14 protein-coding genes are annotated in these 23,231 nt (G+C 65.2%); 7 read left to right on the plus strand and 7 right to left on the minus strand.

The annotated features are described in order from the left end of the window. Window positions 1-162: 162 nt before the first annotated feature. From ACPDIX_RS01550 to gspE (ACPDIX_RS01565), 4 genes are all read right to left on the minus strand, one after another. Window positions 163-1,485 carry a type II secretion system F family protein gene (locus ACPDIX_RS01550; protein ID WP_423430009.1) on the minus strand — a complete coding sequence of 441 codons (1,323 nt, stop codon included), beginning with the start codon at window positions 1,483-1,485 and terminating at the stop codon, window positions 163-165. A 36-nt stretch (window positions 1,486-1,521) separates the two neighbouring features. Beyond that, window positions 1,522-3,222 carry a type II secretion system ATPase GspE gene (gene gspE, locus ACPDIX_RS01555; protein ID WP_423430010.1) on the minus strand — a complete coding sequence of 567 codons (1,701 nt, stop codon included), beginning with the start codon at window positions 3,220-3,222 and terminating at the stop codon, window positions 1,522-1,524. 10 nt (window positions 3,223-3,232) lie between these two features. Then, window positions 3,233-4,351 (minus strand): type IV pilus twitching motility protein PilT, encoded by a 1,119-nt coding sequence (locus ACPDIX_RS01560; RefSeq protein ID WP_423430011.1) that lies wholly within the window; start codon window positions 4,349-4,351, stop codon window positions 3,233-3,235. Between the two features lie 97 nt (window positions 4,352-4,448). Beyond that, window positions 4,449-6,164, minus strand: coding sequence for a type II secretion system ATPase GspE (gspE, locus tag ACPDIX_RS01565; RefSeq protein WP_423430012.1), 1,716 nt, complete (start codon window positions 6,162-6,164; stop codon window positions 4,449-4,451). A 456-nt stretch (window positions 6,165-6,620) separates the two neighbouring features. Between gspE (ACPDIX_RS01565) and ACPDIX_RS01570 the strand changes: the two genes are divergently transcribed. From ACPDIX_RS01570 to ACPDIX_RS01590, 5 genes are all read left to right on the plus strand, one after another. Continuing rightward, window positions 6,621-6,830: a DUF5679 domain-containing protein gene (locus ACPDIX_RS01570; RefSeq protein ID WP_423430013.1), complete on the plus strand. Its 210-nt coding sequence runs from the start codon at window positions 6,621-6,623 to the stop codon at window positions 6,828-6,830. Continuing rightward, a complete protein-coding gene (locus ACPDIX_RS01575; RefSeq protein WP_423430014.1) occupies window positions 6,827-8,002 on the plus strand; it encodes a nucleoside-diphosphate kinase in 1,176 nt (391 codons plus the stop codon). Before ACPDIX_RS01570 ends, ACPDIX_RS01575 begins: the two co-directional genes overlap by 4 nt. A gap of 876 nt (window positions 8,003-8,878) precedes the next feature. Next, window positions 8,879-12,367 carry an InlB B-repeat-containing protein gene (locus ACPDIX_RS01580; protein WP_423430015.1) on the plus strand — a complete coding sequence of 1,163 codons (3,489 nt, stop codon included), beginning with the start codon at window positions 8,879-8,881 and terminating at the stop codon, window positions 12,365-12,367. Between the two features lie 70 nt (window positions 12,368-12,437). Beyond that, window positions 12,438-13,394 (plus strand): DHH family phosphoesterase, encoded by a 957-nt coding sequence (locus ACPDIX_RS01585; RefSeq protein WP_423430016.1) that lies wholly within the window; start codon window positions 12,438-12,440, stop codon window positions 13,392-13,394. Window positions 13,395-13,526: 132 nt separating this feature from the next. Then, window positions 13,527-14,201, plus strand: a complete 675-nt coding sequence (locus ACPDIX_RS01590) for a hypothetical protein (RefSeq protein ID WP_423430017.1) — start codon at window positions 13,527-13,529, stop codon at window positions 14,199-14,201. A gap of 214 nt (window positions 14,202-14,415) precedes the next feature. On the opposite strand, the gene ACPDIX_RS01595 is transcribed toward ACPDIX_RS01590, so the two are convergent. Next, on the minus strand, window positions 14,416-16,857 hold the full coding sequence (locus ACPDIX_RS01595) for a sodium-translocating pyrophosphatase (protein WP_423430018.1): 2,442 nt from the start codon (window positions 16,855-16,857) through the stop codon (window positions 14,416-14,418). A gap of 254 nt (window positions 16,858-17,111) precedes the next feature. Here ACPDIX_RS01595 and rpiB point away from each other — a divergent pair, with 254 nt between their 5' ends. After that, the gene (gene rpiB / locus ACPDIX_RS01600; protein ID WP_423430019.1) at window positions 17,112-19,274 is read left to right on the plus strand and encodes a ribose 5-phosphate isomerase B; all 2,163 of its coding nucleotides are present in this window, start codon (window positions 17,112-17,114) and stop codon (window positions 19,272-19,274) included. A 293-nt stretch (window positions 19,275-19,567) separates the two neighbouring features. Then, entirely contained in the window at window positions 19,568-20,491 is a 924-nt protein-coding gene (locus tag ACPDIX_RS01605) for a hypothetical protein (protein WP_423430020.1), read from the plus strand. A 53-nt stretch (window positions 20,492-20,544) separates the two neighbouring features. Here ACPDIX_RS01605 and ACPDIX_RS01610 read toward each other — a convergent pair whose 3' ends face one another. Together ACPDIX_RS01610 and ACPDIX_RS01615 are read right to left on the minus strand one after the other, a co-directional pair. Then, window positions 20,545-22,479, minus strand: a complete 1,935-nt coding sequence (locus tag ACPDIX_RS01610) for a M48 family metallopeptidase (RefSeq protein ID WP_423430021.1) — start codon at window positions 22,477-22,479, stop codon at window positions 20,545-20,547. A gap of 146 nt (window positions 22,480-22,625) precedes the next feature. Next, window positions 22,626-23,228: a LemA family protein gene (locus tag ACPDIX_RS01615; protein ID WP_423430022.1), complete on the minus strand. Its 603-nt coding sequence runs from the start codon at window positions 23,226-23,228 to the stop codon at window positions 22,626-22,628. Window positions 23,229-23,231 lie beyond the last annotated feature (3 nt).

The following is a 23,231-nucleotide window of genomic DNA, read 5'->3' on the forward strand; positions in this document are numbered from 1 at the left end:
CGGCCGGCCGGAGCCATCCCTTCGGGATCGGCTCGACGCTGTTTGTGTGCGGAAGCCGGTCTCCTGGAGAGTGGCACGTGCCGGACCCCGTAGCCGGTGTCCGAACCCCTGCAGCGCACGGGCGGGCGACCTGTAGCGGCTGGGGCGCCGCCTCCGGCCCGCTTAGTCTTCGCCTCCCTTGCGTCCCACGTCGCCCACGCCCTCCATCAGCTTGATGAGAGGCAGGAACATGGCGATGACGATGCTGCCCACGATGAGGGCCAGGCCGACGATCATGATCGGTTCGAGCAGCGAGGTCATGGCCGCCACGGCGTTGTCCACCTCGTCGTCGTAGTTGTCGGCGATCTTCAGGAGCATCTCGGGCAGGGCACCCGTTTGCTCGCCCACGTCCACCATGCTGATGACCATGGGCGGAAAGATGCCGGAGGCTTCGAGAGGCGCGGTGATGGTTTCCCCTTCCTTGACACTGTCGTGCACGGCCGCGATGGCGTTGGCGATGACCACGTTGCCGGCGGTCTCCTTGACGATGTTCAAGGCCTGGAGGATGGGCACACCGCTGCTGACCAGGGTACCGAGCGTCCGGGTGAACCGGGCGATGGCCAGCTTGGAGATCAACTGGCCGATGGCCGGCATCTTGAGCTTGAACTTGTCCCATGCATACCGGCCGAGTTTGGTTTTCGTGGCGAGTTTCAGCAGGATAAAGAATCCGACGATGGAGAGGAAGGTCGTCAACAGGTTTTCCCGCACGGTACGGCTGATGTCCAGGACCAGCCGGGTAAATGCCGGCAGGGCTTCACCCTCCAGCAGGCCTTGGAACACCTCCTCGAACTTGGGAATGACATAAACGGTGAGGACGGTGATGATGGCGCAGGCCACGATCAGGACGGCGATCGGGTAGAACATGGCCGCGACCACCTTGCCCTTGATCTTCTGGGCCTTTTCCTGGAACTGCGCCAGGCGGTTCAGCACGACCTCGAGCACGCCGCCCATCTCGCCGGCGCGGACCATGTTGACGTAGAGCCGGTTGAAGACCTTGGGATGCTGGGCCAGGGCCTCGGAGAAGGTGCTGCCTCCCTCAACTGAGAGGGCCAGCTCGCCGATGATGCGGCGGAGGGTGGCGTTCTTCTCCTGTTTCTCCAGCACGCGCAGACCGCGCAGCAACGGCAAGCCTGCGTCCACCAGGGTCGCCAGCTGCCGGGTGAAGGTCATCAAAATCTTCGGTTTCACCCGGCCGCTGAGGCCGGGGATCTTGATCTCGAGGTCGAGCGCCCCCCGCTTCTTGCCACGTGCCCCGGCCGGGCGTCCGGCCCGGGCCGCCTTGGCGGCCTTCCTGGCTTCCTTGGCGCCGTCCACCTCCACGATCTTGGTCGGGAAGAGGTTCATCTCGCGGATCCGACCAATGGCCTCGTTTTGGGAGGCGACCTCGATGACGCCCTTGACCTCCTTGCCCCGGGCGTCCATGGCGACGTAACTGTACTTGGGCATGGCGACCTTCTCCGGTTGGCGCTTGCGGCTGGAGCGTTACGTGTACTTGACGACCTCCTCGATCGTGGTTTCCCCCTCAAAGATGTTCCTCAACCCGTCTTCGCGCAAGGTGGTCATGCCGAGCTCGATTGCCTTTTGGCGGAGCACCACGGTGGGGGCCCGTTCGTTGATGAGGGCCCGGAGGGGTTCGGTGATGACCAGCAGCTCGAAGATGCCCTTGCGCCCCTTGTAACCGGTGTCGTGGCAGTTGGCGCAGCCGCGTCCGTAATAGAACACCTTTTCGCCCAGGTCGTGCGGGGAGAGGTTCAGGAGGGCCAACTGACTTTCGGTGGGTTCGAATGGCGTCCGGCAGTCGCGACAGATCTTTCGGACCAGTCGTTGGGCCAGGACGCAGACCAGGGTGGAGGAAATGAGGAAGGGTTCGGTCCCCATGTCAATGAGCCGCGTCACGGCACCCGGGGCATCGTTGGTGTGGAGGGTGCTGAGCACCAGGTGCCCGGTGAGCGAGGATTGGATGGCGATCTGGGCGGTCTCCAGGTCGCGCATTTCCCCGATCATGATGACGTCGGGGTCCTGGCGGAGGAAGGCGCGCAGGGCGCGCCCGAAGGTCATGCCCACCGACTCGTTGATGGGCACCTGCATGATGCCCTCGATGTCGTATTCGACCGGGTCCTCGGCCGTCAGGAGCTTGGAGTCAATGGTGTTGATGCGGCGCAGGCAGGAATAAAGCGTGGTGGTCTTTCCGCAGCCGGTCGGGCCGGTGACGATGATGATCCCGTTGGGCCGCTGGATGACCTCGGTCATGTAGTCGTAGACGAACTTCGGAAAACCGAGGTTTTCGAGTTCCAGGTTGACGCTCGACCGGTCCAGGACGCGGAGCACCACCGATTCACCGAACTGGGTGGGGAGGGTGGAGACGCGCAGGTCCACCACCCGGCCGCCGATGCGGTGGGTGATGCGACCGTCCTGGGGCAGGCGGCGCTCGGAGATGTTGAGGTTGGCCATCACCTTGATGCGGGAGATGACCGGCAGCGCCAGGTGCTTGGGCGGCGGGGTCATCTCGTAGAGGGCGCCGTCCACGCGATAGCGGATCTTGAATTCGTCCTCGAACGGCTCGAAGTGGATGTCGCTGGCGCGGTCCTGGATGGCCTGCTGCAACACCAGGTTGACGAACTTGACGATGGGCGCCTGGTTGGCCAGGTCCTCGGCCACAGAGATGTCCTCGGTGGCCTCGGCGGCCTCGCGCGCCAACTCGGCATCGGCGCCCAGTTCCTTGAGGACCTCGGAAACGTTGGACGCTTCCTCGCCGTAGCAACGTTCGATGAGTTTCTGGATCTCGGCCGGGTCGGCCACCACGGGCTGGATGTCCCGTTTGACGACAAAGCTGACCTCGTCGATCTGTGCCGGGTTGAGCGGATCGGCAAAGGCCACCTTGAGGGTGGTCCCGTCGTCCTCCACGGGGATGCACTGGTAAAGGCGCGCGGTCTCGGCCGGCAGGAGTTCCAGCAGATCGGCGGGGATCTGCCGGTCGCGCAGCGAGACGACCTCCGTGCCCAGATGATCGGCGATGACCTGGAGGATCGTCTCCAAATCCATCACGCCGTAGTCCTGCAGCACCTGGAGGACCGGGTTGCCGGTCCGCTTGCATTCGCTGACGACCTCCTCGTACTGGAGATCGTCAATGAGATTGCGCTCCTTCAGCAGGGCCAACAACGGGCTGTGAAACTCCTCCGGCATGGCTGCGCGCTCAGGTCTTGGCACCCTTGACCCGGCCCTTTTCGCCCACGGCCCGGGCCAGGTCGAGTTCCTGCAGTTTTTGTTGCACGGTCACGGGGTCCATCGCCTTTGTGATGACTTCTTCCCGTGCAATAATGCCCTGCTGGTACTTTTCCAGCAAGAAGCTGTCGAGGGTGACCATTCCGTACTTCGCTCCGGTCTGGATGTCGGACTGGATGCGGAAGGTCTTGTTGTCGCGGATGAGGGCGGCGATGGAGGGCGTGTTGATCATGATCTCGAAGACGGCCACCCGGCCGGGCTTGTCGATCCGCGGGATCAGCAGCTGGGAAATGACCGCCTGAAGCACGGTGGAGAGCTGGATCCGGATCTGTTCCTGCTGGTTGGTGGGGAAGGCGTTGACCAGGCGGTCAATGGTTTTGGCCGCGCCGGTGGTGTGGAGGGTGCCAAAGACCAGGTGCCCCGTCTCTGCCGCGGTGATGGCGGCGTCAATGGTCTCCAGGTCGCGCATCTCGCCCACGAGGATCACGTCGGGGTCCTGGCGCAGGGCCCGCCGCAGGGCCTCGGCGAAGTTCGGGACGTCCACGCCGATCTCGCGCTGGGTGACGATGGCCTTTTTGTGGGTGTGGTAGTACTCGATCGGATCTTCAATGGTGATGATGTGGACCTCTTCCCGTTCCTCGTTGATCACATTGATCATCGAGGCCAGCGTGGTGCTCTTGCCGGATCCGGTGGGGCCGGTGACCAGGATCAGGCCGCGCGGTTTGTAAAGCAGCTCCTTGACCGAGGGCGGGATCCCGATCTGCTCCATGGTGAGGAGCTTGTTGGGGATCTGGCGCAGGACCATGCCGAAATTCCCCTTCTCCTTGAACACGCTGACGCGGAAGCGGGCCAGGTCCCCGAAGGCAAAGCCGAAGTCGGCCCCCCCGCGCTCGCGCACGTGCTGGATGTGTTCTTCGGAGGTGATGCTGCGCATCAGTTCCTCGGTGTCCTCGGGCTTGCAGGGTGGTCCCTCGACACGGTGCAGGATGCCGTGCACGCGAATCACGGGTGGTGTGCCCACGCGAATGTGCAGGTCGGACGCGCCTTCCGACACGACCAACTGCAACAGGTCAGACATCGAGTATGACATGGCTGATTCTCACCTCCCTGCCGTCGTGAGCGGGGCGCGCAGGATCGGGCCGGCCCGCATGCGGCGGCCGATGGACCGGGCCGGGTTGTTGCCTGCCTCAAGCTTCATCACCCACCGTGGCCCGGATGACCTCCTCCGGTGTGGTCAGGCCGGCCAGCACCTTGCGCACGCCGTCCTCGCGCAACGTGCGCATGCCCATTTCGCGTGCCCGGTTGCGCAGGACGGACGCGGGCACCTTCTCGTAGATGAGTTTGCGCGCCTCGTCGTCCACGACGAAAATCTCGAAAATCCCCATCCGGCCCCGGTAGCCCGTGTTGGAACACTCGGCACAACCCCGGCCGGCCATGAATTTGGCGGTGGCCAGTTGTTCGGGGTCGAGGTTCAGTTGCCGGATTTCGGCCTCGGTGGGCTGCCGCGGCTCGGCGCATTTCTTGCAAATGCGCCGAACCAGCCGCTGCGCCATGATGGCCCGGGTGGACGAGGCCACCAGGAAGGGTTTGACCCCGATGTCAATCAGACGGGTGACGGCACTGGGGGCGTCGTTGGTGTGCAACGTGGAGAAGACCAGGTGACCGGTGAGCGAGGCGTTGATGGCGATGGTGGCGGTCTCCAGGTCACGGATCTCGCCCACCATGATGATGTTGGGAGCCTGGCGCAGAATGGAACGCAGCGCCGTGGCGAAGGTCAGGCCCACGGCCTCGTTGACCTGCACCTGGTTGATGCCGGCCAGGATGTACTCCACAGGGTCCTCCACCGTGATGATCTTCCGATCGGGCCGGTTGATGAAGTGAAGAACCGCGTAAAGGGTGGTGGTCTTGCCGGAGCCGGTGGGGCCGGTCACCAGCAGGATCCCGTCCGGCAGGGTGATCAGTCGCTCGAAGGTCTGCTGATCGTCGGTGAAGAACCCGAGCTCGGGCAGACCGAGCCGCAGCCCCTCCTTGTCGAGAATACGCATGACGATGCTTTCGCCGTGCGTGGTGGGGATGCAGGAGACGCGGAGGTCGAGGACCTTGTTGCCGACCTTGGTCTGGATGCGACCGTCCTGGGGGATCCGGTGCTCCGAGATGGACATGTTGGACATGATCTTCAGACGGCTGATGATCGCCGCCTGGAGACGCTTGGGCGGGCCCTTGACCTCGTGCAGGATGCCGTCAATGCGGTAGCGGACCCGGAACCGCTTCTCCAGTGGTTCCAGGTGAATGTCCGAGGCCCGCATCTTCACGGCGTCGGTGATGATCGAGTTGACCAGCCGGATGATGGGCGCGTCTGCGTCCACATCGGCTTCGTCGTCCTGCGCCAACCCGCTGGTGACCTCCACGTGTTCGCGGGTCAGCTCCTCGATCACGCCCTTGAATTTCTCGTCCTCGACGACGCTCCGCTGGCCGCCGTAGTACTTGGCCAGCGCGGCCTCGATCTCGGGTTCCGAGGACACCATCACCACGATTTCCTTGCCCAGCAGATGGGTGAGCGAGTCAATGGTGGCCAGGTCGGAAGGATCCGACATCGCCACGGTCAGGGTGTTGTCGTGAAGATAAACCGGAACGACCCGGTATTTCTTGGCGATGTGACGCGGCACCGCGGCGATGACCTCGTCGTCAATGTGCATGCCCGCCAGGTTGACCACCTCGGCGCCGAAATGGGCCGCCTTGGCCTGGGTGACATCCGCAGGGCGCAGCATGCCGTTGGCCACCATGTAGTCCACCACCCCGACGCCGGCGGCCTGCGCCTCCTTGCGGGCTTGCTCCACCTGTTCGCTGGTGACGAACCCCAGGTCAACCAGCAAATCAATCAGATAATCGTCTTTCTCTGCCACAGGCGTGACATCCTTGACTGCCCGATCGTTTCGAGGGCTACAGAGACTAAGCACCCCGGTTTGCGCCTGTCAAACATTCTGCCCTCTTACGCGCACGGGATGCCTGGTGGCGGCGGGCCGCCCTTCCGGCTGCCGTGTCAGGCCACTGTTGCACACGCCTGGCGCCCGACCGCGTGCCGCGCCGGCTTGCGGCCGGTCCTGGTCCGTACGCCCGGCTTGTGGCACCGAAGCGGAGGCTGCGTCCCAAAGGCGGGCGCTCACGAGAGCGCGGTAAAAGGGTCCCGTCTGCCTGATTCCTCCGGATGCCACGCGCAAGCTGTTGATGGGGTACAACTTGGGGGATTGCCAGCCGGACAGCGACGTCCTTTGAGGTTGACGATTTTCGTCCAGTGCTTCTACCTTGGCGGGGCTTGGGCGGCACCCACGGGGTGCCGCAGCATCAACGCATCATTTCCCATGGCAGAGGGTTATTGCGTCAAGTGCAAGACCAAGAAGGAGATCGCCGAAGCCGTGGAGGAGACCCTCAAAAACGGGCGCAAGGCCATCAAAGGCAAGTGCCCGACCTGCGGCACGGTGATGTTCAAGATGTTGCGGGGCAAGCCGGCTGAGCCGGATGCGCCTCCCCCTCCGCCTCTGGACAGCTCGTCATCCGACCAAAGCCCATGAGTCAAGAACTGGCCTACGCGCTGATCACGCCCTATTCCCTGCTCAAATCCCGAACCGGTGGCATCCTGAGCCGGCTGATCGCCCGGACGGGTCTGGATTTCGTCGCCGCGCGCATGTTCGCGCCCTCGTCAAAACTGCTGGAGGAATACGCGGCGGCACTGCCCTCGCCGGACGATCCCCAGGAGCCTGCCATCCAGCAACTCCTGCAGGATTACGTTCGCCGGCGGATGGCGCCCGACCCCAAAACCGGCCGCCGCAAACGGGCGATGATGCTGGTTTTCCAGGGTGAAAACACCGTGGCCAAGCTCCGGGATGTGGTGGGGTTCTTCGCGCGCAACCGGTACGCCGGCCAGACCATTCGGGACACCTACGGCGATCTGGTCTGCGATGACCAGGGCGAGATCCGTTATTTCGAACCGGCGGTCCTGATCCCTGTCAATGCCGCACAGGCCGAGGCGCATCTCAAACTGTGGGCGCGCTATTCGGACACGGACGGCGGGCTGCTGGAAAATGTGATCGAGTACGCCCCGGGCGAGGTACCTGAACGGACGCTGGTGCTGCTGAAGCCCGACAACTTCCGGTTCCCGGCCGGGCGCCCCGGCAATGTCATTGATTTCTTCTCGCGCACCGGGCTCTACATCGTGGCCATCAAGGTCCACCGCATGAGCGTGGCGGAGGCGGTGGAGTTTTACGGGCCGGTACGGGAGGTGTTGCGAACCAAGCTGAAGGGCATGGTGGGCGGCCGGGCTCGCGCGGTGCTGGAAAAGGAACTGGGATTCGCCCTGACCCCGGAGCTGGAATCCGGCCTGGGCGACCTGCTGGGGCCGCTGTACGGAGAGAATCAGTTCGAAAACATCGTCCGGTTCATGTCGGGTCGGGCTCCGTCGGAGTGTCCCAGCGAACAGTGGAACGAACCGGGCACCGAAAAGTGCATCGCCTTGGTCTACGAGGGCGTCAACGCGATTGCCAAGATCCGGGACGTCCTCGGTCCCACCGACCCGGCCAAGGCGCCGCCGGGTTCGATTCGCCGGGAATTCGGTTCCAACGTCATGGTCAATGCGGCGCACGCCAGCGATTCACCCCAGAATGCCGCTCGTGAGATCGGCATCGTGAAGCCGGAAGAGAATCGCTTCCGCCGGGTCATCGAGGCCGTTTACGGTTCGGTGAACTGAAGCCCCGTTCGTCGGTGCCGGTCCATCAGCCCCGGCCGGACCGCCGGTCGCCGGGTGAGCCCTTGGGGGATTCCGGAACGCTGGGGCCTGCCATCTCCCGCCGCGGAGTCCGGGCGGCAGAGTGCCGTTTGGAATGTCACCTGAACGAGCGGCATCCCGCAGACCGGGTGCCTCCGGCAGATCAAAGGCCGCTCAAGGGCTTGCCCCGTAACGCGCGCACCGTTTGTCCCTGTAGCACCGCCGCCGGGGCGGGTCCGTGCCCTTGGCCCGAGGTTCGAGTTCTCCATGCCTCAGGAGGCGCTTGCGGCTTGGAACATGCACGTGCTGCTGAGGAGATGACCTGCGTGGCCCACCGCTGCAACGTCCGCCCGCCAAAGTGCGCCACCCGGACCCGCCAGGCACGCGCCCCGAGCAAACCCGGGGGAGCAGGCAGCATGATGAAGCCAACCAGGCCCGATCCAACAGCTGGCGGTCAGGTGCCTGGCTTGGTTTCCTTTCCCGCCCGCAGTTGCCACCGTCCGGTGAGCCGACCAGGAACCGGTTCTTCAAAACCGGCAGATCACCGGCCTCCGCACAGGGGCGTGCTCAAGCCCGGCACGTCCTGGGCCGATGGTAAGGTGAGCCGGTATGTGGTAGCTGTTTCTGGCGGACACGATGTTGTACGGAAAAAGGACTGTTTGGGCGGGGGCAAAGTTGCCCGCGTGGGCGCCGCGTGTGAGCCGGGCAATCTGGCTTTTCGCGAGCCTGTCGGTCGGCGTATGGGCACACGTCCGTGCAGAAGCAGCAGCAGTAGCACCACCGGCGGCTTCGCGCGAATTCGTCCCCGGCCGCTGGCAGAGCTGGGAGGAGCTCCCGGACGGTCGGTTCCGGCGGAGCTTGGAGCGTCTTGCCCCCCAGGCCCGTGAACGGGCGGTTGCCTGGCTCAAGAGCTTCCATTTCACCCGGGATGACCTGGAGTCGTTGGAAATCGACGCCGAGGGCGGGGTTTTCTACCGGTGCCGTTGGCCGGTGCCCGAGATTGCTGCAGCGGGATCGGAAACGGGGTCCTCGACCGGGGCCGCCCCCCTGCCGGTGACCCCGTTCCCGGACTCTTTGAAGTTTCACAGCCGGCCGGGTGCTCCGAATGTCATTTATCTGAACTTCAGTGGGGAAACGGTCACCAACACCCAGTGGAACACCGACCTCGGCCGCGCCGAGATCCCCGCCCTGCCCTTCAGCATGGACACGGATTTCAGCACGTTCAGCGAAAGTGAACAGGCGGTCATTCGCGCCGTGTGGCAGCGGGTGGCCGAGGACTACGCGCCGTTCGACGTGGACGTCACCACCGAACGACCGGCATCTCTCAACAACCGCACCGCGGTGGTCCTCATCACCCGGAACACCGACGCCAACGGGCTGCCCAACCCGTCCAGCGACTCCGGAGGCGTCAGCTACGTCAACGTTTTCGGCACGCTGTTCTACGGGCGGTACCGTCCCTGCTGGGTCTACGCCAACAACCTGGGGTATTTCGGATCCTACATAGCCGAGGCCGCTTCACACGAGGCCGGCCACAATCTGGGGCTGAGCCACGATGGCCGGACGGACGGTCTGGAATACTACACCGGGCACGGGAGCGGAGACACCTCCTGGGCGCCGCTGATGGGTGCCGGCTACAATCGGAATGTCACCCAATGGAGCAAGGGGGACTACTACCTGGCCAACAACACCCAGGATGACCTGGCGGTCATTGCCTCCAAACTCACCTATCGGACCGACGATCATGGTCAGACACCGGCCACGGCCACGGCCCTTGTTCTCTCCGGCGGGACCAACATCGTGGCCACCACTCCCGAAACCGACCCGGCAGGCACCAACCGGGCGAACAAGGGGGTGATCGAACGAGCCGGGGACAGTGATTGGTTTTCCTTTGTCACCGGGACGGGGCCGGTGCGATTGACGGTTCAACCGTGGCGAATGTCCGCCGAAACCCGCGGCGGGAACCTGGACGTGGTTGTGGAACTGTACGACGCAGCCGGAAACCTGTTGCTCACCAACAACCCGCCCGAGACCACGTCCGCCACGATCGCTGCCCAACTGACGGGCGGCATGTACTTCCTGGCGGTTCGGAACAGCGGCACCGGCGATCCCTTTGCTCCTGCCCCCACCGGTTACACTGCCTACGGAAGCCTGGGCCAGTACTTCATCGAGGGTTGGGTGACGGATCCATCCGGGATGGTGATTCCGCCCGTGGCCGAACTGACCGCCGGCGACGTCACCGAACCCGGCGTCGGTCTCCACCGGTTCACGGTTCTGTACTCCGACAATGTGGCCATCCAAGTGTCGACCCTCGGCGACAGCGACGTCCGGGTCACCGGCCCCAATGGGTATCAACAATGGGCCCGCTTGGAGAACGTGAGCCCGGCCACCAACACGACGCCCGTGACCGCCGTTTACAGCGTGGCGCCTCCCGATGGCCAGACCTGGTCCGCCCGCGACAACGGCCTGTACGAGGTGTGGTTGTCCGGTAACGAGGTGGGTGACACCGAGGGTGGCTGGGCCAGCCCCGGGTTGCTCGGTCGTTTCACCGTGGCGGTACCCGTCATTTACTACGAGGCGCGCATGGACGAAGACCCCGGGTGGTCGCTGGACCCCTTGTGGGAATACGGTGTCCCTGTACCCGGCACCGGCGGACCCGTCGGCGGGGCCACCGGCACGCACGTCATCGCCTACAATCTCTCCGGCGACTACGAGAACAACCTGCCGATGCGGTACGCGACCACCCCGCCCTTTTCGACGGCGGGAGCCAGCAGCCTGAGTCTACGGTTCCAACGCTGGTTGCGGGTCCGGCGCGGCGACACCGCGCGAATCGAGGTCTCCACCAACGGCAGCGACTGGCTGGTGGTTTGGAGCAACACCGGATCGGTGTCCGACGACGGCTGGCGGGAGGTTCGCCATGACCTGCCCGCCCAGGTGGTGGGCAGCGCCACGCTCCAACTCCGCTGGGGCCTGGGTTCCAATCCGTCCCGCACGGATCTGGGCTGGTACATTGACGATGTCCAGGTGCTGGGCCAGGGCGTGCTCGACCGGCAGCCGCCCCAAGCCGTCCTCAGCATCGCCGATGTCACCCTCGCCGGGACCATCGCCCATGCCTGCACGGTTCGCTTCACCGACGAGACGGCTGTCCGCCTGGCCGGCCTCGATTCGGCCGACCTCTGGATCAGCGGTCCGAACGGGTTCGGCGCCTGGGCGGAGTTCGTCAACGCCGACGCACCCACGGACGCGCCGGTCATTACCGCGACCTACTCCATCGCACCTCCCGACGGTTCCTGGGGCCCCGAACACAACGGCCTCTACACGGTCACTCTGGTCGAGGGTGCCGTGGAGGACGTGTGGGGCCAGGCGAATGCGGAGACCTTGCTTGGCACCTTCGAAGTGCGCATCCAGGAGGTCGAACCGGGGCTGCTGGTCGTCCTCCCCGATGAGACCTTGCAAGCGACAGGACCCGAGGGAGGCCCGTTCGTCCCCGCCGGAGTTGCCTACCTGCTCACCAACATCGGCCCCGGAAGTCTGCGGTTTGTCGCGGGCGCGGACGTCCCATGGGCCGCCGCGGAGCCGGCCGAGGGCGAACTCGCAGTCGGGGAAGGCCTCCCCTTGCAGGTGCAATGGACCGACGCCGTGACCAACCTTTCCCCCGGCGTGTACGCTGCCCTCCTGACCTTCCAGAATCTTTCGGCCAACCAGAGTCCGATCATCCGGACGGTCACTCTGGAAGTGGTGGAAGTGCCCCGGTACAAAGTGGAGGTCGCCGCCGAGCCGTCCGAATGGGGCCGCGTTGAGCCTTCCGGTGGAGTCTACCCGCGGGGATCCGTCCTCACCCTGCACGCCGTCCCGGGAATGTGGTTCGCGTTCACCAACTGGACGGGTGACGTCATTGCGACAACCAATCCGCTGACGCTGGTCGTGACGCAGGACCTCTCCCTGGTGGCCCGATTCGTCGAGCTGACCACCACAAATCATCCCACGCCGTTGTGGTGGCTGGCTGCCCTCGGCTACACCAACGATTTCGAAACGGTCGTGGAGACTCCGGGCGCCAACGGACTGGCCTTGTGGCAGTCCTACATCGCGGGGCTGAATCCGCTCGACCCGGAAAGCCGGCTCGAATTGCGTGTGGAGCATGACCCGCTCACGCACACGCTCACCCTCCGTTGGAACCCGGAACCGGCCCGCCTCTACACGATCCTGGAGGCCACGACGCCGGCAGGGCCTTACAAAAACCTTCCGGCAGCCACGGACCTGGATGATTCGATCCGGACGTGGACCATCCCGGCGGACGGCGGGAGTCCCCGCTACTATCGTCTCAGCGTCCGGCTGGATGACCGCAACTGAGCCGGTGTCGGCCGCATTCGGGCCCTGTCGCGCTTGGCGAAAGCGCCTGTTCCCAACCGGAAGTGATTCGTTGCTGGTCAATCTTCCGCTGCTCCCCTATGGTGCGTGCATGGTGCCGTTGCCCAAACCGGACGTCATCCTCACACACGAAAGCGATCTCGACGGTCTGCTGGCCGGCGTGCTGCTGCGGCGGCTGGCCGAGGCCGAGTTCGGCGAACGCCCCCGATTGGAAGCCTGGAGCTACCAGGCTCTGCGTCAGCGTCCGATGCACGAGGCTTGCGCATGGGTCGCCGACCTGAGCTGGGAGAGTCGCATGGACCGTCCCCACTGGGTGATCATTGATCACCACCCCTACGATGCTCCACCCCGGCATGCCCGCCTGATTCACGATGCCAACAAATCGGCCGCTCTGCTCTGCTACGAGCTCTGCCGGGCGGCAGGGTTGGGCTCGCCGCAACTTGACCGGCTCGTGCATCTCAGCAATGTGGCCGACCTCTTCCTGGACGACGATCCCGACTTCGAACTGGCCAGCGACTACGCCAACCTGGTCAAGATCTACGGGTTCTGGAACCTGATGACCCTGGTCGAGGAACAGGTGGAACGATTGTTGGACCATCCCCTGCTCGAAGTGATGCGCGTCAAAAGGCAGGTGGAAAACCCGATCGGCCTGGCTTGGAGCCGCAACAACATCATCGAAATCACTCCCTCGGTGGGGTTGGTGGAGACGGTCGTCGGCAACCCCAATCTCATTGTGCACGCCCTGCTCGACGATCCCGATGTGCGTTACCCTGTCCTGATGACCGTCGTCCGCCGCGGCAACGGTGCCCTGGCCGTCAGCCTGCGCAGCCGCAACGGACAGGCGCTGGCCGTGGCCAACCGCCTGCAGGGCGGCGGCCATCCCAACGCCGCCGCCGCCAGCCTCCCCCGCTCCGTGCGGAGCGTCGCAGACGCCGCCCAGTATCTCCGCCAGGTCCTCAATCCGCGGCAGGAGGTTCAACTGAATCCCTTGCACGACCTTTTCGCCTGAGCACGTCCGCGCCGACCCGGGCGCCGGCCGCGGACGGCCTGCCGCGGGGTTCCTCTGACAGGCCTTTCGGACCCTTCACTCAGACGGGAGTTTGACAACCGGGTCCGGCGGGATTATGCGAGGGCGTTGACCATGCGAAACGCTGCATCCGTAAGACTGGGTGTCATTCTGGCGGCAGCCGTTCCTTCCGCACGGGCTGCTGATCCCAGTGACACGGTCGCGCTGCCGCGCTGGCGTTACGAAGAGCTTCTCCGCAAGGAGGCCGAGTGGGAACGGCTCCGATCCGGCACCGACGGTTTGTCCGTCCCGGCGGCGCAACGAACCAACAGCCCGGCACCAACGGATTCCCGCGCAACCGAGTCACCCAATTCCCCGTCCCTCCCCACGTCGAATGGGCCGGCGCAACCACTCGTCCGCCTCCGGGAGGACGCGCTGGTTGCCGCATCGGACCTGGCCCGGCATTTCGTCACCGAGCCTGCCCGGGCTGCACAGGCCGTGGAAGGCCTCCGCATCCGGGTTCGCGGCCGGATCGCGGGATTCGAGAAACCGTTGCTGACCGAGCGGTTCCATGTGCTGCTGGAAACCGGCCTGTCCAACGTGCGGATCCGGTGCCTCACCGATCTGCCCGCGGATTTCAAGGGGGTTTACACGGCCGAGGCCGGCACGGTACTGATGGCGGTTCACCGTTCCGGCTCGAGACGCCCCTTCCTTCGCCTGGGTCAGGAGGTGCTCCTTACGGGAAAGATCCGGGGATTGAAAGGTCAGGTCATCGAACTGACCGGCTGCCGATTGTCGAACGCACCCTGACCCGGTCCCAACCGGGTCACCGATGGCGGGGCAATGCCGAGCGCACAAGAGCGGAAGGTCCGCCTTGTCCGATGCCGCAACCACGGCCGATCTGCCGGCCCGGCCCGCGCTGCGGTCGAACACGCCGGCGTTTCCCGAGGCCGGCGCAAAGAACAGCCGGGCGGCTGAACTCCCGCCCGGCTGCTGTGTGGGTGTGTGGGTCAGGTGGGAAGGTTTATTTCTCCTCGGGAATCCGCATCGCGTAGAACGAACGCCACACGAAGATCAAGGCGATGAGGAGCAGCGCCACGGCAATGCCGGTTTTCAGCCCGGTCTGACCCTGTTTCTGCATCGCCACGGCGATTTCCACCGCCAGCAGGCCGAACAACGTGGTGAACTTGATGATGGGGTTCATGGACACGGAGCTGGTGTCCTTGAAGGGATCGCCCACGGTGTCGCCCACCACGGTGGCGGCGTGCAGGTCGGTGCCTTTCTGGCGCAGGTCCACCTCCACGATCTTCTTGGCGTTGTCCCACGCGCCGCCCGCGTTGGCCATGAACACGGCTTGGAACAATCCGAAGAAGGCGATCGAGATCAGGTAGCCAATGAAGAAGTAGGCGTTGAAAAACGCCAGCGCCAGTGACAGACAGAAGATCGCCACGAAAATGTTGATCATGCCGCGCTGCGCGTACACGGTGCAGATCCGGACAACCTCCTTGCTGTCCTCCATGGACGCCGCCTTGGCGCTGAGGTCCAGGTTCTCCTTGATGTATACCACGGCCCGGTAGGCCCCGGTCACCACCGCCTGGGTGGAGGCGCCGGTGAACCAGTAAATCACCGCGCCACCCATCAGGAAGCCCAGCACGATCTCCGGCTGCACCAGCGACAGCTTGCTGATCACGTCGCCGAACTCCTTGTCCAGCAACAGAATGATCCCGAAGATCATGGTGGTGGCCCCGACCACCGCCGTGCCGATCAAAACCGGCTTGGCCGTGGCCTTGAACGTGTTGCCCGCACCGTCGTTCTTCTCCAGATTGTGCTTCGCAGCCTGAAAGTCGGGTTTGAACCCGAACTTGCTCTGGATGTCCTGCTCCACGTTGGGCACGGACTCGATCTGGCTCAGCTCATACACCGACTGGGCGTTGTCGGAGACCGGACCGAAGCTGTCCACGGCAATGGTGACCGGTCCCATTCCCAGGAACCCAAACGCCACCAGGCCGAAGGCAAAGATCGGCGCGGCAAAGCCGATCCCCTCCGGCATGATGGACTGCAGCGACTGATGTCCCGCCATCAGCGCCGCCACCAACATGAGGAACAACATCAGCAACCCCTGCCAGAAGGCCGAGAAATTGCCCGCAACGAAACCGGACAGGATGTTCAACGAGGCCCCGCCCTGCCGGGAGGCCGTCACAATCTCCTGGGTGTGCTTGGCGTTGGTGCTGGTGAAGATCTTGGTGAACTCGGGAATCAACGCACCCGCGGCCGTGCCGCAGGAAATGATCACGGACAACACCCACCACAGATCGGGCTGCGCCCGACCGTGGACGTCCGTGAAATCGCCCAGCATCAACCTGCTCACCAGGAAGGTCAGCGCAATCGAGATGGCGGAGGTCAACCACACCAGCCAGGTCAAAGGTTTTTCCGGATGGAAGTCTTTGGCCGTGCCGTACCTGGCGCTGAAGACCGCCTGGTTCAGCCCGTAGGCCACCAGCGAGGTCACGATCATCATGATCCGCATGACGAAGATCCAGGTGATGAGTTTGGCGCAAATGGCGCCGGTCAGGCCTTCGGCCCCGAGCGTCAGCGCCAGGAAGGAGATCAACGCCACGCCCGTGACGCCGTAGGTCTCGAACCCGTCAGCCGTCGGCCCCACCGAGTCGCCCGCGTTGTCACCCGTGCAGTCGGCGATCACGCCGGGGTTCTTGGGATCGTCCTCGGGTAGCTTGAAGACGATCTTCATCAGGTCCGACCCGATATCGGCGATCTTGGTGAAGATGCCACCGCAGATACGCAGGGCCGAGGCACCCAGAGACTCCCCGATCGCAAACCCGATGAAGCAGGGCCCGGTCAGCTCCGGCGGGAGGAAAATCAGGATGCAGATCATGAAGAACAGCTCCACGCTGATCAGGAGCAACCCCACGCTCATGCCCGAGCGCATCGGGATGGCCAGCGGCGGCCAGGGCAGCCCTCTCAGCGCGGCGAAGGCCGAGCGGCTGTTGGCCTGGGTGTTGATCCGCATGCCGAACCAGGCCACGCCGTAGCTTCCCAGGATCCCCAGCACCGAGGAAAGCAGGATCACCACCACACTGCCGGCCGGCATGTGACGCAGCGAACCGAAGTAGTAGATGATGCAGATCCCGATCAGTGCCCACAGCACCGCCAGGAACTTGCCCTGCTGGATGAGGTAGCTCTTGCACGTCTCCCAGATCAACGTGGAGACGTTCCGCATCACCTCGTGCACGGGCAGGGCCTTGGTCTGGAGATACTGTATCAAACCGAACAACGCACCGATCGCGCACACCACGATGCCCAGGAGCATCAGGGTGTGCCCGCTGGCTCCGCCCAGGGCGGGGAAATGAACCTCGCGCAACCCGGGCAGTCGCAGCTCCGCTTCACTGGCCATCGCGGAGACCAGACCGCCCCCGAAAAGCATCAACGCCGTAGTGAGTGCCCGCATATGATTCAACCTTCGCATAAACAAATCAGTTATTAGCAGACTGCCCGCGTGGTGGGGAACAGGCCAACACTTTTTTTGTGCCACTGCAACCCAATTTTGCTCCGGCAGGCCACCCTCTTAATGCCCAGGCACCGACCCGCCGGCCGGCGCGGGACGGGATGCGGATTTGCCGTTCCGGCCGGCCGAGGTCATAGTTCGCCGTTGACGAACGACCGACGGGCGGCAAACTGGTCGCTCCGTTTGCGACGGGTGGCATGAAGACGATTTTGTTTGTTTGCACCGGCAATGTGTGCCGCAGCCCCATGGCAGAAGGTCTGTTCCGCCAGGCCGTGCAGGGCCGCGGCGACTATCGCGTGCTGTCGGCCGGGCTGGGCGCCGTGGAGGGTCAGCCGGCCAGCACCCACGCGGTCCAGGCCCTGAAGGAACTGGGGATCGACATCTCCGGCCATCGCAGCCGGATGTTGACGCCCGAGCTGGTGGCCGAGGCCGACTACATCTTTGGCATGACGCACGGGCACGTGGAAGCCCTCCTGCTGCTCCACCCCGAGGCCGCGGAAAAGACCTTTCTTCTGCGTGAATTCGACGACTCCGTCGAGGGCTTCGACAAGGACATCAGCGATCCCATCGGAGGTTCCTACGAGGTCTACGTTCGGTGTCGCGACCAGATCCGGGAGGCCATCCAGACGCTGGTGCCGGTTTTGGAACGTGATCTGGCGGAGGCCCAGCATTCTGCGTGGCAGGTGGGCCCCGTGGCCGTGGGGGCCGATCACGCCGGTTACGAACTCAAACAGGCAATCGTCCGGGCTTTGCAGGAACGCGGCATGGAGGTGCTGGACCTCGGCACGCACAGTCCGGACTCCACCGACTACCCGGACTATGCCCACGCCGTCGCACGGGCCGTGGCCGATCGGCGCGCCCGTTGGGGCATCCTCTGCTGCAGCACCGGCATCGGCATGAGCATCGCCGCCAACAAGGTCCCGGGCGTCCGGGCCGCCCTGGTCCACGACGTGGAGGAAGCCGCGCTGGCCCGACGCCACAACGACGCCAATGTCCTCTGTTTTTCCGGCCGTCGCACCTCGCCGGAACAGGCACTGGCCATGATTGACGCCTTTCTGCAGGCCCGGTTCGAAGGCGGCCGTCACGAACGCCGGGTCCACAAGCTGGAAAGCTGCTGCACCGGGCGCACCACCCTGCGGCACGTCGATCCTGCGGTGGCCAGCCTCATCGAACAGGAGCGCCTCCGGCAACAGGAAAACCTGGAGCTCATTGCGAGCGAGAACTTCGCCAGCCCGGCGGTGCTCGAGGCGCAGGGGTCTGTCCTCACCAACAAATATGCCGAGGGTTATCCGCGCAGGCGCTGGTACGGGGGTTGCGAGTTCGTGGACCGGATTGAACAACTGGCCATTGACCGGGCGAAAAAACTCTTCGGCGCCGAGCACGCCAACGTCCAGCCGCACTGCGGCTCGGCCACCAACATGGCGGTGTACTTCGCCTTCCTGAAGCCGGGCGACAAGATCCTCACCATGGATCTCAGCCACGGCGGCCACCTGACCCACGGACACCGCGCCAACTTCTCGGGCAGGTTCTTCGAGGTCGTGCATTACGGCGTGCGGCGGGAGGACGAGCTGATTGACTACGACGAGCTCCTGCGTCTGGCCCGCGAGCACCGGCCGCGCATGATCACCGTGGGCGCCAGTGCCTATCCGAGGATCATTGACTTCGCCCGCATGGCCCAGATCGCCCAGGAGGTCGGCGCCTACCTGCTGGCCGACATCGCGCACATCGCCGGTCTGGTGGCGGCAGGTCTGCATCCCTCACCGGTGCCCTACGCGGATTTCGTCACCACCACCACGCACAAAACCCTGCGCGGTCCCCGGGGCGGTCTCATCCTGTGCAAGGAAAAGTACGCCAAGGAAATCGACGCGATGGTGTTTCCCGGCATCCAGGGCGGGCCGCTCGAACACGTCATCGCTGCGAAGGCGGTCTGTTTCGAGGAGGCCATGCAACCGTCGTTCCGGGCGTACCAGGAGCAGATCCTCAAGAACGCCAGGGCGCTGGCCGAGGGGCTCAAGCGCAACGGGTTCCGGCTGGTCAGCGGCGGCACCGACAATCACCTCATGCTGGTGGACGTGGGCGCCCGCGGCCTGACGGGCAAGGACTGCCAGGCGGCCCTCGACGAGGCCGGGATCACCGTCAACAAGAACACCATCCCGTTCGAAACCCGGTCGCCCTTCCAAGCCAGCGGCATTCGCATCGGCACGCCCGCGGTCACCACGCGCGGCATGAAAGAGCCCGAGATGGCCGCGATAGCCGACATGATCAGCGAGGTCCTGATGGACCTGAACAACCACGAGGCCATCACCAAGGTCCGGCAACGCGTGCGCGAACTGACCTCGCGTTTCCCCCTGCCCTACTGATCGGCCGGGCTCGCCGCACTCCATGCAAGCCGGGGCGCCTGCCCGCGCGGAGGGTGCGATTCCGCCCCTCACCGAAGCGGCCGGCCATTCTTGCGCCGGTGGCCGGTTCGGAAGATGCTGCCCGCATGGAAGGGTCGCGCTGGAATCCCGCCCCGCGTGATGCCGGTCATGCCGGCGGGTCTGCCCGCGGTTCGAACTTGGCGGACCGGCCACCCCGCACGGCACGACCGGAGTCTCATACGCCGTCGCGCTTTGCGGCGGTTCGCAACGCGGTCGGGGCCCTGATGCTGATGATGACCCTGGCAACAGGGGCGGTCGGAGAAGAGGTGGACACGCCGACCCGGGTCGCATCCAGCCCGTTGCCGCAGGGGCCGGGTCTGGCTGCGTCGTTCCCGGGCGATCAGGGCATTGCTGCGCATCCGGCCGTCCGATTCGCCGACGATTTCGAGTCCGGGCCGCTGGCACCCCGGTGGGACGATGTGCGCAATCCAAACGGCGCGGTCCTGGGCCGGGCCCGGCCCGATGGCCCGGCGTTCCTGGGCCGGCGCTGTCTGCGCGTGGAGGCACACCTCGACCGGGACACCGGCGGCGGTCTGACCCGCTGGTTCGAGTCGGCCCGCCGGATTTTCGTCCGTTTCTACACCCGGTTCGTCCCGCCCTGTGACACCATCCATCACTTCGTGACCTTGCGGGCCAACCGTGGCTTGAAGGGCGCCGAGCGATGGTCCGGATTCGGCGGAGCCGGCGAAAAACCGGCCGGCGACGAGCGCTTTTCTACCGCGCTGGAACCGTGGACCGACTGGCGTCGCTGGCCTGCACCGGGCAAATGGCACTTTTACAGTTACTGGTACCGGATGCGCCGCGCGCCCGACGGCCGTTACTGGGGCAACACGTTCGAGGTGCCGGAGGTCCCGCTCATCCCGCCCGACCGGTGGATCTGCGTGGAATTCATGCTCCAGCACAACACGCCGGGCGAATCCGACGGCGAACAGGCTTTTTGGGTGGACGGCCGTCTCATGGGCCACTGGACCGGCATTGCCTGGCGCCGCACGGAAGGTCTGCAGGCCAACGCGCTCACGCTCGAATCGTATGTCACCGACCGATGGGCCCGGCAACCGACGAACATCGTCGAGTTCGACAATGTGGTGGTGGCCACGCGGTACATCGGCCCGGCTGAGCCGTCTCCTGTGGAGTTCGGCTCCGTCCGATCGAAGTGAGGATGGGCCCGACGCTGCGCGCTTGCGCCGCGGCGTGGAGGTTGCCCGGCGAGTCACGAAGCGGACGGCTCGGTTTCCCCGACCAACGGTGGCACGGGACAGTCCAGGGCATCAGCCACTGCGCGCAGCAACTCGGCTTCCTTCACCCGCAGCCAGCCATCTGCGGAAACCGTGGCTGCGCAAGCCTCCAGGATCCGTCGCTTGATCGCGGGGGTGGCCTCCGCCAGGCGTTCCAAGGCGGCGTCCAGACGGCCCAGGTTGCAAGCCTCGCCCTCGAGCAGGGCAGGCGGTTGAACCCGACCGAACAACGTGGCCCAGCCGATCTGGTAGCTTCGCGCGGCCCCGTCCGGATCGGCATGCCCGGCGCGGGCCAGAAGCGACAGCACCACCTGAATGTCCGGCACCAGCGGGCGCAGGGCGTAGTACTGGGCCGGTCGCGGTCGGGCCGGCCGGAACTGCGCGGCCAGGTGCCGGTGCATCAGGCGCTGCAGGGTGTATTCGAACAGGTCCACCTGCCGGTCGCTCTCCATCAGCCAGCGGACGGCACGGTCGAACTGCAGGAAATCATCGGCGGACATCCAACGCAGGGCGGGCAGTGCCATCTGGACCAGGGGCAGCCGTGCCCCCGGCGGGATCCCCGCCAGCACGGGCTCCAACGCGCACATGCGGTTGAAGACGGCGGCGGGCACGCGCGTTTGCAGGCCCATCTTCTGTTGATGGCGCAGGTCGCTGTCCGGGCTCAGCAACACGCCCAAAACCACCGCCTGCGCGTCCACCGGATGGTGCACGGCGTCCCAAACTTCGCGTGGCAGGGCCGCCCGCAGGGATTCGGCAAGGCGCACCTGGGCGGGCCCGGGCCGGCCCACCCGGGCGACCACCGTCCCGGCCGGCACCCTGCCACCACCCCAGAGCGCGCCGGTGGCCGCGGCGGCTGCGGGCTCGAATCCGGCTCCTCCACCAACCTCATCCACCCGGGGCGCTTCGGGCAGTGCCACCGCGGGGAATCTGCCGTCCCAAGAGGGATCCAGGCGGCGGATCCGATCCTCCAATGGTGGATGGGTGGCCCACAGCCGCATGGCCCGGGAGCCGAAGGCGGAACTGAAAAAGAGATGCGCGGCCTCCGAGGCACGCGGGTGGCGAATCCTGGAGCCATGCATCAGGCCGCCTATCTTTTTGAGGGCGCCCGACAGCCCGTGGGGGTTCCGGGTAAACTGCACCGCCGAGGCATCCGCCAGGTATTCACGTTGCCGGCTGACCGCCGCCTGAATGAGGCGCCCGAAAAAAACGCCCAGAGCGCCCAACACCATCAGCAAAAAACCCAGCAGAGGCAGGGGATTGTTCCGGCCACGGGTCCGGACCAGGATCCGGCCCACCTCGGTCAGGCAAAAGACGCCGAACACCCAGCCGATGAGCCGGAGGTTGAGTCGCATGTCGCCGTTGAGGATGTGACTGAATTCGTGGGCGATGACCCCCTGCAACTCGTCGCGGCTGAGGAGCTCCATGCAGCCGCGGGTGACGCCGATGACCGCATCGGCAGGGGTGTACCCGGCGGCGAAGGCGTTGATGCCGGGTTCGTGGTCCAGGACGTAAACCGGAGGCACCGGCAGACCGGAGGCCAACGCCATTTCCTCAACCACATTCAGCAGACGGCGTTCGTGAAAATCCCGCGTATCGGGTCGGATCCACCGCCCGCCGAGACCTTCGGCAACGCTCCGGCCGCCGGCGCGCAGTGTGGAAATCCGATACAGGCTTCCCAACCCCACCACGGCCAGCGTGCCGCCGACCGTGTACAAAAAGAGCCGCGGATGCCACCACGTGAACGCGCGCGCCACCTCCCGACGGCCGCGTGCGCGGTCGGCGCTCCCCTGCCACCACCACACCAGTGCCGTGTACACGGCCAGTGCAATCCCGAGCACGGCCAGTGCGAAGTACAGCACCAGCCAACGGGTGCGTCTGTGCGCCAGCTCCTGTGCGGTGAAGAAGTCCATCCGTCAAAAGCCGCATCGGCGTGCCCGACAGGCGCCAGAGGGACTGCCCCGGCCGGAGGGCTCGTCCACCCGGCAGCGGCGGGCGCCGTCCCGGCCGCCGGCCGGCTGGCGGGTTTCCCTCCCGGCCTGCCGGACCCCCTGCCGGCTCAACCGAACGACACCTTGGGAGCCTCGCGTTCCTCGGGTTTTTGGATCTGGAACAACTCCGCCGGGCCGAAGTTGAACATCCCTGCCACAAGGTTGCTGGGGAAACTCTCGCGCTGCGTGTTGTAGACCATGACAGCGTCGTTGTAGGCCTGTCGGGCGAAGGCGATCTTGTTTTCCGTGGAGGTCAGCTCCTCCATCAGCTGCGCCATGGTCTGGTTGGCCTTCAGATCCGGATACGCCTCCGCCAGTGCGAACAACCGTCCGAGCGTGCCGGCCAGGGTTCCCTCTGCGGCAATGAGGGCTTTCATGGCCTCGGGATCGGCCGGGTTTGCGCCCACCCGCCCGCTGGCCTGCACCGCGGCATTGCGGGCCGCGATCACGGCCTCCAACGTGCCCCGCTCGTGTTGCAGGTAGCCCTTGGCCGTCTCCACCAGGTTGGGGATCAGGTCATAACGGCGTTTGAGTTGGACGTCGATCTGTGCCCAGGCGTTCTTGAACCGGTTGCGCAGGGTGACCAACCGGTTGTAGGCGCCGATGAGCCAGAACAGGCCCAACACCACCAGGACAACCAGGACCAACGCCACGACGGTCAGCGTGTTCATCAC

The sequence above is a fragment of the Limisphaera sp. 4302-co genome (assembly GCF_049537155.1).
GTDB lineage: Bacteria > Verrucomicrobiota > Verrucomicrobiia > Limisphaerales > Limisphaeraceae > Limisphaera.